Here is a 12,369-nt window from a genome sequence, read left to right as displayed (position 1 = left end):
AAATCCTCTACTGATTGCTTTTCTCGGCAGGGCTGCTTTCACTTGATAAAACATCGTCTGGTAATTTTTGTAAGAAATCAGGCCAAGGGGAGGGGTCTTCACCTTTATTGGCTAGTAAGCGGATATAAGCAACACCTCTTGCGCCTGTTTTAACCTGCTCAATGTGTTTTAACACTAATGCTTGCGGTATACGTACCTTGACGCGAAACATGAGTTTGTCGCGTTCACTTTGTGTTTCAACTTGTTTTGGTGTGAATTGTGATTCTGGTGAAACAAAACTCACTTGAGCAGGAATAGCAATATCTATGATATCTAGTTTTACTCTGGCTTGTGCACCAATTGGGGTTAAATAAGCCTGGGCCGAAGGCAAGAATATTTCCATATATATTTCACCTAAGTTGATTACGGTCAGCACTTTTCCGCCACCGCCTAATACTTCATTTGGCTGTGCTAGTCGATAAAGCACACGTCCCATAACGGGAGATGTAAGTGTTGCTTCATCTATTTGTGTTTGTACTCGTGCCACGGCTGTTTTTGCCACTAAAACCGACTGTTCAAGTGTATGTACATGGGCTTTTGCTGCACTATAAGCCGCAAAAGCAGTATCTCTAATAGTTTTTGTTTTATCGGCAATACTTTGTGACATTGCCCCCGTTTTTACCAATGGCGCAACACGTTTTAATTCAAGTTCAGCCAATGTTAATTCACTTTGTCGTTGTGCTATTAAAGCATCACCTTCAGCTACTGCCGCTTGTGCTTGAGCAACTTGGGCTTTTGTTTGGGCTAACTGCGCATCAAGTTCAGTGGTGTCCATGATCGCAAGTAATTGACCAGGTTTAATTAAGTCGCCTTCTTGCACTAAAATACGCTTTACTCGGCCCGAATATTTAGTGGTGATATCAACTTGATCTGCTTCAATTCTTCCATTTCCAGACACAAAATCTTTTGCTAATATTGATTGCTGTTGTTGCCACCATTGCCAAGAAAACGTGGCAACCACCGCAATAACAACACCTAAAATCAAAAAGCTAACCACTGATTTTTTCATGATTTTTTCCATAAAGTAATTTGGTTGTTTAATTGAAAACGATTTAATTGATAACGATTGTTTTATTCGTTGAGATCATAATCCTTTAAACATTTGAATTGTCGTAATTAAAATTTAACTAAAACTTAACTAAAATATGTAGGGTACATATATTAACGATGTAGTTGTTATGAATATTGTGCTTTAGATTTTTACTTGAATCAAGAGAGATAGCGCGCTTAACCGACACTTATTTGTTTTATATCATTAGAAATTAAAGTAGGGCACTAACATCACAAAAACTTTAATCTACATAATATATTGAATAGTAGCACAACCGTCACTCAAATTTATGGGTTTTAGATTGCCTATTATTCATTATTTGATTAGTTGTAGCGATTAGTTGATCGAAGCGTATAAAAACCAAAATCCGATACTGTTTAGTATTGGACTTAACAAATAAAGCCGTATAATATACAGCTAATGTAATTAAACTATTATTATTCAATAGCATGTGAATATGAATTAATATGAAAAAATCAGCTCTTTTCCCTTTATATCCCACTTACGCAGAGTTAATAGAATTTGAATTCTGTGATTATCCCGAACTTGAAAGTAATATAAAAACCACTAGTCAATGGCATTTAACGCATTGGCAATGGGGAAAGTCGTTTCTTGAGTATACTGGGCGGAATAAATCAATTCATACCTATGATAGATTTAGAAATGAAATAGAGAAATTTTTACTCTGGTCTTTTATGGTAAAAAAAACACCTATAGATCAATTACGCAAAACTGACATTTTAGATTACGCTGATTTTTGTTGGAAACCACCCGTAACGTGGATTGGTACCAGTAATCAAGAGCGCTTTAAATTAAAAAATAGTTATTTTTCAATAAATGAAGAATGGCGTCCATTCAAAATACAAGCGGCTAAAAGTCAAGCCTCAAAAGATGTTGATAGAAAAAAATATCGACCATCACAACAAACACTAACATCAACTTTTACAGCTATCATTGTGTTTTATAACTACTTGATGGGCGAAGAATTATGTTATGGAAATCCTGCACAGATAGCAAAAAAAGACTGTAAACATTTTATTAGTGATGCCCAAGTTAAAGAAGTAAAAAGATTATCAGGTTCACAATGGCAATATATATTAGACACTGCTGTAGACATGGCAAACGAAGATCCAGTTTATGAACGAAATTTATTTGTTATTGCCTCCTTAAAAACCTTATTTTTAAGGATATCTGAGCTGTCTGAACGTGATAATTGGTCGCCGGTAATGGGACATTTTTGGCAAGATGAAGACGAAAACTGGTGGCTTAAAATTTTTGGCAAAGGTAGAAAGCTTCGAGACACAACGGTACCCTCAGATTTTCTTCCTTTTTTAAAGCGATATCGCTTATCAAGAGACTTGTCGGGGTTACCCACCAGTGGCGACAATAATGTTTTGGTTGAAAAAATTCGTGGTCAAGGCGGTATGACATCAAGACACCTAAGACGGCTAGTTCAAGATACTTTTGACCACGCTTATACAAGAATGAAACGTTTGGAAGGTGAAAACAAATCGATTAAACTAAAAGAAGCTACCACCCATTGGCTTAGACACACCGGTGCCAGTATGGAAATAGAACGTGGACGAGCTTTAAAAGATCTCTCTGAAGATTTAGGTCATGCAAGTATGGCAACGACTGATACCATTTATGTACAATCTGAAAATAAATTACGCGCAGCAAGCGGTAAAAAACGCAAAGTGGACTAATACTAATTATAGTTATTTAGGTCATAAGCCAGACAAGTATAGAAATAAACAAAAGGATTATTACAATGGATTTATTTAGATATTATCCCTTTGCGAACAAAGAATCTGATGAAAAATATCATAAACATTATCAAGATGTTTACAGGAAAACTAAGCTAATTACTTCTCTGTTTTTAGCAACAATACTGACGACAATCAGCAGTTGTGGTGGTAGTGGCAAAGATTCAATAAACACAGATGAACCCTCGATTACACTCACAAATGAGCAAAATATGCATGCAGCATTAGACACAGCAAATACTGACACTGACTTTACCATGTTAATAGAGTCGAATAACGGAACCCAATTTACACATAGTACTGGGGAGTCTACAAACAGTACGTTTTATCGCTCTGCATCAACATCAAAAATAGTAACAGCAACAGTCATTTTATCATTGGTTCAACAAGGTGTGCTTTCATTAGATGATCATCCTCAAAACTATATCGAATTTTGGCCATCGACAGGTAACCATGCATTGATAACACTAAAGCACTTACTGAGTTTTACCTCAGGATTAAGTGAAGAACCCCTGTGTTTAAATTTACCTAATGCTAATTTTACTGATTGTGTTGAATCAATTCTTAATAAGAATTCGTCAATTTCTAGTCCTGGAACAGAGTTTTATTATGCTAGTACACATCTACAAATAGCAGGTTTAATGGCTATACGCGCTAGTGGTTTAAGTAATTGGCAACAGGTTTTCAATAATTTCACACTAGAAACACAGCTTTTTTCTCATGCCGTCTATGATTTACCTTCGCAAAGTAATCCAAGGTTAGCCGGTGGAATGCATTGGCAAGCAACAGAGTATTTAGATTTTTTGCGGGCACTTTATCAACAACAGGTTCTTTCAGCTGAATTAATCGACATAATGATGAGTGACCATACAAACAATGCTAATTTTGTTTATTCACCAGTTAGTGATGATGACAACTTGTCACATTGGCATTATGGTTTGGGTTTGTGGTTAGAATGCTCATCAGATGTTTTAAATTGTACAACACCAAAAAGAGTTTCAAGTTTAGGTGCATATGGTGCGTATCCATTTATTGATTTTGAACATAAATACTTTGGTATTATTGCACGTGAAGGTAATTTAGGTACGAGTATTGAAGGATACAAAGTTTGGACGTTAGTTGAAAATGAACTAGCAGAATGGGCTGACAGTAATCTATAAGATTATAGCCATAGAGTTTATAGATGATATAGATAAGTAGCAGCATATCTCAACAAAATACCCCTTTAAACTATATCCAATACTAAAAGGTATCGGACATAGTGAAGTGGTATTTATATATAGTTAGAATAGTACTTATTATCTTAACTCTGTTCTGCTAGCAATCAACTCTAGACAATTACTATCGTGACGCTACGTTCATGAAATTGTTTTTTAGGTACTATTGCCCGTAAATTTCACGTAGCGTGCAATTAATTTTATGGGGGTTATTCTTTATCAATTAAAACCTTGAGTCATTTTCACAAGGTATGCCATCGTTGTCGCCATCCATTTTTGTACCTGGACAATGCCGAATAAAAAACTCGGCTTCTGCACGTGATGTCATTTGGCTACAATGCTGTCTACCGTCACATGAAAATGTTGAGTTTGATTCCGAATGGGAAAAAGCACGCTTTAACATCTCGTCAGATGTTAAAGCATTGTTTTTTAGTTCTGTTGGTTTAGTGGCTGTAGATAATCCTAAGCGTTGATAACCAAAAGCACCAATAGCTATAACTAAAAGTATTAAAACAACTTTGCTTTTAGGTATTGAAGTATTTCTGTGAACACGAAGCGTTTGTGTGGCTTTGGCAGCAACACCTTCAATACGACAATTTATGGCTCTGAATTTTCCATTTGCCTGCTTTTCCACTTCAAAATAAATGTAGTCACCTACCTTAGGTTTTCTACTCATGTTTTTTAAGGTAGAGATATGTATAAATGTATCTTGTTTAAGCTCACTTGATTCAATAAAACCAAAACCCTTATCACTTTTCCGGCTTTTTAATTGTCCTTTGTGCATCATAATTCCATTGAAGGTACCCTATTAATTTCATAGTATTATACTAAACCAATACCTCATAAACTAATAACCAAGTTTCAAATTTTCTAAAGCTAATAAAAATTAATTGAACCTTATAATTGAGTTTTCAGTAAATCATAACCCGCAATTACATCACTTAATTCCACATCAATTGAGTTTTGTCGTAGCACATTAAATTCTCGACCGAGTTTTTCTAATAACTCTTCTATATTTTTTTCAGCACGTTGCATTGCAGCGAGTCTGCTCGCATTTTCACTAGCCAATGACTCGGCACAGGCACGGTAAAATGAAATAAAAACATATTCACGAATTAACGCACGTAGCGATCTATCATTACTGCATAAAATTTCGGGTACTAAGTTTGTCGGCCATGATATTGCTTTTAGGTCACGTTGCCATTGTTTGGTCTAGGGGCAATAATCGCTGTGATATCGGCTGATAAATTGCACCAGATTGCATACGATTATAAAAAACATAAACGTCAGGGTCTTTTTCAGTGGAAAGATGAGATTCGCAATCAATTTGAATTTCCCCAACTAAGGCGGTAATTGCGTCAATACTGTTAGGCACACTAAAATTGTTCATCATGGTTAATCCGGATCAGCAAGACGAGAATATACCCGTTCGCCTACTGCCCACACTTGAAGCTGTTTGTTTGGCTGTAATTGAGTTTCTATATCCGTAAGAGTTTTAACGGCAAAATCCGCGATATCCTCATTAAATTGGCCAACTAAGCCTTGATCAGAGCCAAATACAATGGCAGCTATAACACTAGGATCTGTTTTAGTATTAATGCCACTTACTGGTGTTGAGTTAGTTGTTTGCATGGTTAAGTCACTAGCATGTAAAGTAGCACTTAAACCTAATTCAACCGTTCGGTAGTAATCAGCTAATGAACTTACAGATTTTTCATACTGGCTAATACTTGATGCAGCAAGGGCTTTCATTGTGCGCACTACCCCTTGTAAATCGCTAGCACTGCTGATTTTGTGACGTAAATAAGTGGCGGTTTCACTCATGGTCGGTTAAACTCTTTTTGGGCTCATTTTCAACTTCAGAACAAGTAAAGCGAGCAAGAATTTCACTCGTAAATTCAATGATATGTTTGCGATCTTCATCAGTTAAAAAATCGGAAGTTTCCAATCGTGTACTTAAATTAGTTGGTAATTTATTAATCATACTTCGCAAGCAATCTTTCGCTTTTATCATTTGTGACAGTGGAACTGTATCAAATTGACCCGAAGTCAATGCAAGTAATAGTACAATTTGCTCTGAAACTGACATTGGTGATGATTCAGCCTGCTGTAAACTGGCTCTAATACGGCGGCCATGTTCGATAGATTGTTCAGTATCTTTATCTAAACGAGCACCAAATCGAGCAAAGGTTTCAAGCTCTTCAAACTGTGCATAAGCCAGTTTTAGATCACCTGCTACAGAACGAAAAACGGCCCGTTGGGCTTTACCACCAACACGAGAAACCGATTTACCAACATCAACAGCAGGCAAAACACCTAATTCGAATAATGAGGGTGATAAATATAATTGACCATCGGTAATCGAAATCAAATTGGTGGGAATATATGCAGAGAGGTTTTGTGCTTCTGTTTCAATAATTGGCAGTGCCGTGAGTGATCCCCCTCCAAGTGCTTTGTTTAATTGGGTTGCACGTTCGAGTAACCTAGAATGAATATAAAAAATGTCGCCAGGAAAAGCTTCTCGGCCAGGTGGCCGACGAAGCAATAAAGATAATTCGCGATAAGCACGAGCGTGTTTGGTTAAATCATCGTAAACAATAAGTACATCTTGTCCCTGCTCCATAAAATATTCAGCAATACTCGTTGCAGCATAAGGAGCAATATATTGTAAACCGGGTTCATTACCTTCGCCGGCCATTACTACCGTATAGTCCATTGCGCCTTGTTCGCGTAATGTTGCTACTGCTTTAGCCACAGATGAAGCTCGTTGTCCAATAGCGCAATAAATACAAAGCACATTTTTATCATGTTGATTAAGAATGGTGTCAATGGCAATGGCGGTTTTTCCTGTTTGTCTGTCACCAAGAATAAGCTCACGTTGTCCTCTGCCAATAGGAATTAACGCATCAATCACAATAAGACCAGTTTGCAAGGGAACGGTTACTGGTGCGCGATCCATAATTGCAGTTGCCGTTCGCTCTATGGGGAAATGGATATTCGATTGAATGGGAAGCCCATCATCAAGCACCTGACCAAGCGGGTTAATGACTCGCCCTAATAATTCATTACCGACAACAACATTCATTACATGACCACTGCGACGAACTTCATCACCTGCTTGCAAATGTTCATATTCACCTAGTAATACCACACCTAATTCATCTGCATCGACATTAAAAACGATACCTTGGACATTACCAGGAAAAATAATCATTTCTTCATAACCCGCACCGGGTAATCCTGATACTTTGGCGATCCCTGTAGCAATATGGGTAATAACCCCTACTTCATACGCTTTCATTTGGGGCGTAAACGCTTTACGAGTTTTTTGTATCAAGGAAAAGGTGCTGTCTAAAATATCATCGAGTGTCTCGCTATTTTGCGTTGAACAACAAAAATCGTTTGTTGTTTCTTGCTCTGCTAAAGGCACAGATTCAGTCTCATTAATTTGATTACTCATGATGTTTATCAACTGTAGTCACTGTTTCAATATTATCCGTAAGCGTATCATTTGATTTGTTTTTCGCGGCGTTCTCGGTTTTATTTTTAGGACGTTCTTGATTTACAGTTGTACTATTTTCTTGTATCAGTGCAACAATTTCTTGTTCTAGTAGCTGTAAATAGTCGGCAATATTCCACGCTATTTTTTGCCCATTAGCCTTAAGCTCAATACCACTAATAAGATCTTCCGAGAGTGAAAAGGTTAAATCAATATCAACACCAAATGTTGCATTAATTGCGTTATGAATCGTGCTACGTTCACTGTCAGATAACTCAAATGCACTTGTTAATAAGACAGGTTCAGATGTGGTTTTCAGTGCTTGCACTAGGTCGGCTTTTGCTGATTTTTCAAGTTGACTCAACTGTTGTATAAATACTTGAATCACTTGTTGTTCAAGACTTATTGAAGCGAGATCCTTTAAGGTTTTCCTCGCGATAGCAAAAACTTCATCGTTTGTTTTACGACTGAGCACCTTTTTTAGGTTTTCAGCATCCTTTGCCATAATACTTTGATGTTTTATACGTAATACTTCAACGTCTTGCTCTACTTCAGCCAATAATTCTTCTCGTTTTATATCAGCATCATTTTTTGCTTGTTGCAGTAAGTTGTCACGTTCTTGATCAAGTTTATTATTTTTACTCTGAAAAATATCACGCTCTGCTTTTGCTTGAACTTGTTTAGCATCGGCATCAGCAAGCTCAGCGGCAATACGTTTTTCACGTTTATCAATAGCATTTAGAATTGGTTGATAAAGGTAACGTTTTAAAAGCCATACTAGGATTAAAAAGTTTACAGCTTGCGCCGTTACAGTGAACCAATCGATCAACATGGTTTAATTTCCTGCGGCTTGAGCAATAGCAAAATTCCAAAAAGGATTCGCAAAAATAAGGATCATCGATACGACGAAACAATAAATTGCTGTAGATTCTACCATCGCTAGACCAACAAATAAGGTACGGGTAATGGTAGTGGAGGCATCAGGTTGTTGCGCTATCGCACTTAAAGCTGCGGCCACTGCGCGCCCTTCCCCAAGTGTTTGGTCCTAAACAGCCAAAACCGGTTGTGATGCCTGCGATTATTATCGAGGCGACTGCAATCATTGTCATATTGTCCATGTTATCTCCAAAATCTACTGTAAAATATTAGAATATCCCATGTAGGTTGGACTTCAGTCCGACAAGGGGCAATAAATAACCCCCTACAATGGATACATCATTTTGTCCTGAGCAAAGTGCATAGGCACGTTAAAGTTAAATGCTAAGTTGATATTAATTAAAATTCATTACTCCGGTACTCGTTTGCTTTGGTAGACAATTCACTCGGTTCGCGAGAACGTGTCGCCGCAGCAATATATACTGCGGCGAGAATAGTAAAAATATAGGCTTGTACCATGCCTGTTAGCAAGCCTAATGCCGTCATTACTATGGGGAAAATAAAAGGGGTAATGGTCAGTAAAATACCAAGAATCATCGCACCACTCATCATATTACCAAATAAACGTACGGCCAAGGCTAAAGTACGTGACAATTCACTGATGATATTAAATGGCAACATAATCTTAGTAGGCGCCATATAAGATTTAAGGTAGTTACCGATGCCCTGCTCTGCAATACCAAACATTGGCACAGCAATAAAAACACATAGTGCCAATGCCGCTGTTGTTGAAAGTGACGCAGTTGGTGGCTCATAGCCGGGAATTATAGTAAAAATACTTGCGGTTACTAAAAACAGAAACAAGGTGCCAAGAAAAGACAGGTATTTGTTCGCATGACGCAAGCCCACTTCTTCAATTTGCTTTTCGATACCCGTAACAATAATTTCCAAAAAATTTTGCCGGCGCGAACGATAAAGTTTTGTTGATAGATTTCGGGTAATTAACACAGAGCCAAGGGTCAACAGCAACATCAGTGCCCATGTAAAAACAATAGTTGCATTGATTTTAACAAAGCCAAACTGCCAGTAAATTACCATGTCAGGGCTAAGGTGCATGCTGTGACCCCTCAGATGAATTAAGCTGTTCAGTGGCGCTTACTTGGTTTATTGGCTCATCCACATGAGTTGTTTGTTTAGGATCTATTCTCGAAATCACTGTTGAAATAACAAGTCTTGCGCAGATAAACCCTAACATACAAATTAACAAACGTAGCCATGGTGCATTGCTCATTTCATGTGTGGCCACCAGATAAAAGCCAAAGACCGTGACAGTCATACGCAATAACAAACTAGTTAGTAGCCAAGTTGCCGGATTTTTAGACCGTAAACTTCTTTGCACTGTCCACCATAGGCCACAGAAAAAAAAGCTACCCAAGACCATGCCTACGCACCAGATCAGCAGTAATTCCATTGAGTTACTCATCGATGTGATCCTCTTTGTTTTTCTCTTGATTAACGTCGTGTATCGCCATATCTTCTTTTTCTACCCAATGCCACGCATTAAAACAACCAATGGCTAAACCGGCTACTAGCAAGGCTAGTGTCCAAGACCTTTCACCGGGGTAATGACTATCAATATATAGACCGATACTGGCACCAATTAATGTGGGGATTGCCACTGACCAACCAATAAGCCCCATCATACCTAAGCCGAACCATACACTTTGATGTGAATTATCACGAGCTTTTATTTTGCGCGTTACTTTTATGCCAACTGTCGAGGCTAATGTCGATTGCGTTTTCGATGTTGTTTCCAACTTATGTTTATCTATATTATTTGCCATAGCTTACGGCTCATTTTTATTTCACGTAATTGTTTCACGTTATTGTTGTTCCAAACTCACAAACTTACGTAGAAAACCATTTTCTAATTTTGCCATTACTGCACGCACTTGTTGAGCCTGCTCAGTTGTCGCGAGAAAGTCATGTTCTACTGCTTCGCGTAATTTACCTAAATCACTACCCACTATAGCATTACGCACTGACACTAATACGTCGAGTCCCGTTTTTACCAAAACGCCCTCATCTACTGCCACGAATATTTCACCATCGGCAATGGTTGAAAACGTTAAAATACCCGGCACAAGCACTGCAACACAGTCAAGACGATGAGGTAATAAACCATAAGACCCTTGGCTAGTTTCTAAAATAATTTCGGTTATATCTGTTCTATCAACAAATATTTTCGAGGGTAAAAGCAGTTTAAGGTGCATGTTGTCTGTCAGCATCGGCAACCTCTTTATTGGTGAACTCTACGATATCTGTGCTATCTGTGCTATCAGTAGTTTCTGGTTTGGGTTTATTTCCTTTACTCTTACTTTGTGTTTTCTTGTACTTAGCCTCGTCGATATTACCAATCATATAAAGAGCGCTCTCAGGATAATCTTTAAATTCATCATTAAGGATACGTTCACAACCATCTAATGAATCAGCAAGACTCACAAGTTTGCCTTGATGGCCGGTAAATTGTTCTGTAGTAAAAAAAGGCTGCGTAAGAAAACGTTCTAAACGTCTTGCGCGGCCAACCACCGCTCGATCTTCTGGAGACAGTTGTTCCAAACCAAGCATCGCGATTATATCTTTTAGCTCCGCATACTGAGCTAAGGTACTACGAACTTTTTGCGCCAGATGGTAATGACGCTCACCAACGATACCCGGACTCGCCATTTTCGAATTAGATTGTAAAGGATCAATCGCAGGAAATAGCCCTTCGGCGCGTTGGCGTGACAATACAATGGAAGCAGATAGGTGTGAAAAAGTGTGTACGGCTGCCGGATCAGTAAAATCATCAGCAGGTACATAGACTGCTTGAATTGAAGTAATAGCGCCATTATCAGTATTGGCAATCCGCTCTTCTAAACCGGCTAATTCAGTACCCATTGTTGGTTGATAACCTAGCCTTGAGGGCATTTGTCCCATTAAACCTGATACTTCAGATCCTGCTTGAATAAAACGAAAAATATTATCAATTAACAACAACACATCACGGTGTTCGTCATCACGGTAATATTCAGCCATAGTCAAGGCCGCTTGACCAACACGAAATCGACTTCCGGGTGGTTCATTCATTTGGCCAAATATCATCACCATATTAGACAAAACACCGGCTTCTTTCATTTCTCGATAAAGCTCTTCACCTTCACGACAGCGCTCACCAATACCACAAAAAATACTAACACCTTTGTGATTGCCCACCATGTTATGGATCATTTCAGTAAGCAGTACCGTTTTACCAACACCCGCACCACCAAAGAGACCCGCCTTCCCACCTTTTTCAAGTGGTACTAAAACATCGATCACCTTGATACCCGTTGCAAAAACTTGTGACTGAGTAGAGCGCTCTTTCAGTGCCGGTGGTGCCCGATGCACCGAGCGCCATTCAACGTTAGCCAAAGCCCCTTGGCGATCAATTGGATTACCGAACACATCAAACATCCGTGATTTAATCCCTTTGCCAACAGGCGCTAACAAAGGTTTACCACTGTCTTTAACGGGCATACCACGTGACAAACCTTGCGTTGGCGTTAAGGCAATACATCGTACTTGCTTTGCTGAACGTTGCTCTAACACTTCAATAATTACTTTATCTACACCACGTAAGTTAATATCACTTGCGTCGCACTGTGGTAAATCAATAGTCAGTATTGATTGAATACAGGGCAATTTAGTGTCAAAAAACACATCAATCACACTGCCCCGCACCGCAATAATTTTACCAAAATTATTGTCATTATTAGAGGGCGAATTTTCAGATAGCTTTAGAACCGTTGTGTTCATATTGATAGTGTCCATCGCCAATTTCTAATCTTTGGCATATATTGACCTTTTGTTGATAAACTTTTTAAGTTCTATGCTGAGTTT

15 protein-coding genes are annotated in these 12,369 nt (G+C 38.4%); 2 read left to right on the top strand and 13 right to left on the bottom strand.

The annotated features are described in order from the left end of the window. Nucleotides 1-7 precede the first annotated feature (7 nt). A complete protein-coding gene (locus L3081_RS13650) occupies nucleotides 8-1,048 on the bottom strand; it encodes an HlyD family secretion protein (RefSeq protein WP_242286686.1) in 1,041 nt (346 codons plus the stop codon). A 509-nt stretch (nucleotides 1,049-1,557) separates the two neighbouring features. Between L3081_RS13650 and L3081_RS13645 the strand changes: the two genes are divergently transcribed. Further along, entirely contained in the window at nucleotides 1,558-2,796 is a 1,239-nt protein-coding gene (locus L3081_RS13645; protein WP_242286685.1) for a tyrosine-type recombinase/integrase, read from the top strand. A 65-nt stretch (nucleotides 2,797-2,861) separates the two neighbouring features. After that, nucleotides 2,862-4,016: a serine hydrolase domain-containing protein gene (locus L3081_RS13640; protein ID WP_242286684.1), complete on the top strand. Its 1,155-nt coding sequence runs from the start codon at nucleotides 2,862-2,864 to the stop codon at nucleotides 4,014-4,016. Nucleotides 4,017-4,296: 280 nt separating this feature from the next. Here L3081_RS13640 and L3081_RS13635 read toward each other — a convergent pair whose 3' ends face one another. The 12 genes from L3081_RS13635 to atpD all read right to left on the bottom strand — a co-directional run bounded on the left by L3081_RS13635 (nucleotide 4,297) and on the right by atpD (nucleotide 12,300). Further along, nucleotides 4,297-4,857: an excalibur calcium-binding domain-containing protein gene (locus L3081_RS13635; protein WP_242287048.1), complete on the bottom strand. Its 561-nt coding sequence runs from the start codon at nucleotides 4,855-4,857 to the stop codon at nucleotides 4,297-4,299. Between the two features lie 113 nt (nucleotides 4,858-4,970). Next, complete coding sequence (locus L3081_RS13630) at nucleotides 4,971-5,225, bottom strand: F0F1 ATP synthase subunit gamma (RefSeq protein WP_338027359.1); 255 nt, start codon at nucleotides 5,223-5,225, stop codon at nucleotides 4,971-4,973. Nucleotides 5,226-5,265: 40 nt separating this feature from the next. Further along, complete coding sequence (locus L3081_RS13625; RefSeq protein WP_242286683.1) at nucleotides 5,266-5,466, bottom strand: F0F1 ATP synthase subunit gamma; 201 nt, start codon at nucleotides 5,464-5,466, stop codon at nucleotides 5,266-5,268. 2 nt (nucleotides 5,467-5,468) lie between these two features. Continuing rightward, nucleotides 5,469-5,897 carry a F0F1 ATP synthase subunit gamma gene (locus L3081_RS13620; RefSeq protein WP_242286682.1) on the bottom strand — a complete coding sequence of 143 codons (429 nt, stop codon included), beginning with the start codon at nucleotides 5,895-5,897 and terminating at the stop codon, nucleotides 5,469-5,471. Further along, nucleotides 5,890-7,533: an alternate F1F0 ATPase, F1 subunit alpha gene (locus L3081_RS13615; RefSeq protein WP_242286681.1), complete on the bottom strand. Its 1,644-nt coding sequence runs from the start codon at nucleotides 7,531-7,533 to the stop codon at nucleotides 5,890-5,892. Before L3081_RS13615 ends, L3081_RS13620 begins: the two co-directional genes overlap by 8 nt. Further along, the gene (locus tag L3081_RS13610; protein WP_242286680.1) at nucleotides 7,526-8,404 is read right to left on the bottom strand and encodes a F0F1 ATP synthase subunit B family protein; all 879 of its coding nucleotides are present in this window, start codon (nucleotides 8,402-8,404) and stop codon (nucleotides 7,526-7,528) included. Before L3081_RS13610 ends, L3081_RS13615 begins: the two co-directional genes overlap by 8 nt. A 3-nt stretch (nucleotides 8,405-8,407) precedes the next feature. After that, entirely contained in the window at nucleotides 8,408-8,590 is a 183-nt protein-coding gene (locus tag L3081_RS29405) for an ATP synthase subunit c family protein (protein WP_476728551.1), read from the bottom strand. 257 nt (nucleotides 8,591-8,847) lie between these two features. Then, on the bottom strand, nucleotides 8,848-9,564 hold the full coding sequence (locus L3081_RS13600) for a F0F1 ATP synthase subunit A (RefSeq protein ID WP_242286679.1): 717 nt from the start codon (nucleotides 9,562-9,564) through the stop codon (nucleotides 8,848-8,850). Further along, nucleotides 9,554-9,931: an ATP synthase subunit I gene (locus L3081_RS13595; protein WP_242286678.1), complete on the bottom strand. Its 378-nt coding sequence runs from the start codon at nucleotides 9,929-9,931 to the stop codon at nucleotides 9,554-9,556. Before L3081_RS13595 ends, L3081_RS13600 begins: the two co-directional genes overlap by 11 nt. Continuing rightward, on the bottom strand, nucleotides 9,924-10,292 hold the full coding sequence (locus L3081_RS13590; protein WP_242286677.1) for an AtpZ/AtpI family protein: 369 nt from the start codon (nucleotides 10,290-10,292) through the stop codon (nucleotides 9,924-9,926). The genes L3081_RS13595 and L3081_RS13590 overlap by 8 nt, the downstream gene beginning before the upstream one ends. A gap of 39 nt (nucleotides 10,293-10,331) precedes the next feature. Beyond that, nucleotides 10,332-10,736, bottom strand: a complete 405-nt coding sequence (locus L3081_RS13585) for a F0F1 ATP synthase subunit epsilon (RefSeq protein ID WP_242286676.1) — start codon at nucleotides 10,734-10,736, stop codon at nucleotides 10,332-10,334. Continuing rightward, nucleotides 10,711-12,300: a F0F1 ATP synthase subunit beta gene (gene atpD, locus L3081_RS13580; protein ID WP_420839732.1), complete on the bottom strand. Its 1,590-nt coding sequence runs from the start codon at nucleotides 12,298-12,300 to the stop codon at nucleotides 10,711-10,713. The genes L3081_RS13585 and atpD overlap by 26 nt, the downstream gene beginning before the upstream one ends. Nucleotides 12,301-12,369 lie beyond the last annotated feature (69 nt).

The sequence above is a fragment of the Colwellia maritima genome (genome assembly GCF_022669015.1).
Taxonomy (GTDB): Bacteria; Pseudomonadota; Gammaproteobacteria; order Enterobacterales; family Alteromonadaceae; genus Colwellia; species Colwellia maritima.
This window is presented reverse-complemented; position numbering and strand designations above follow the sequence as displayed.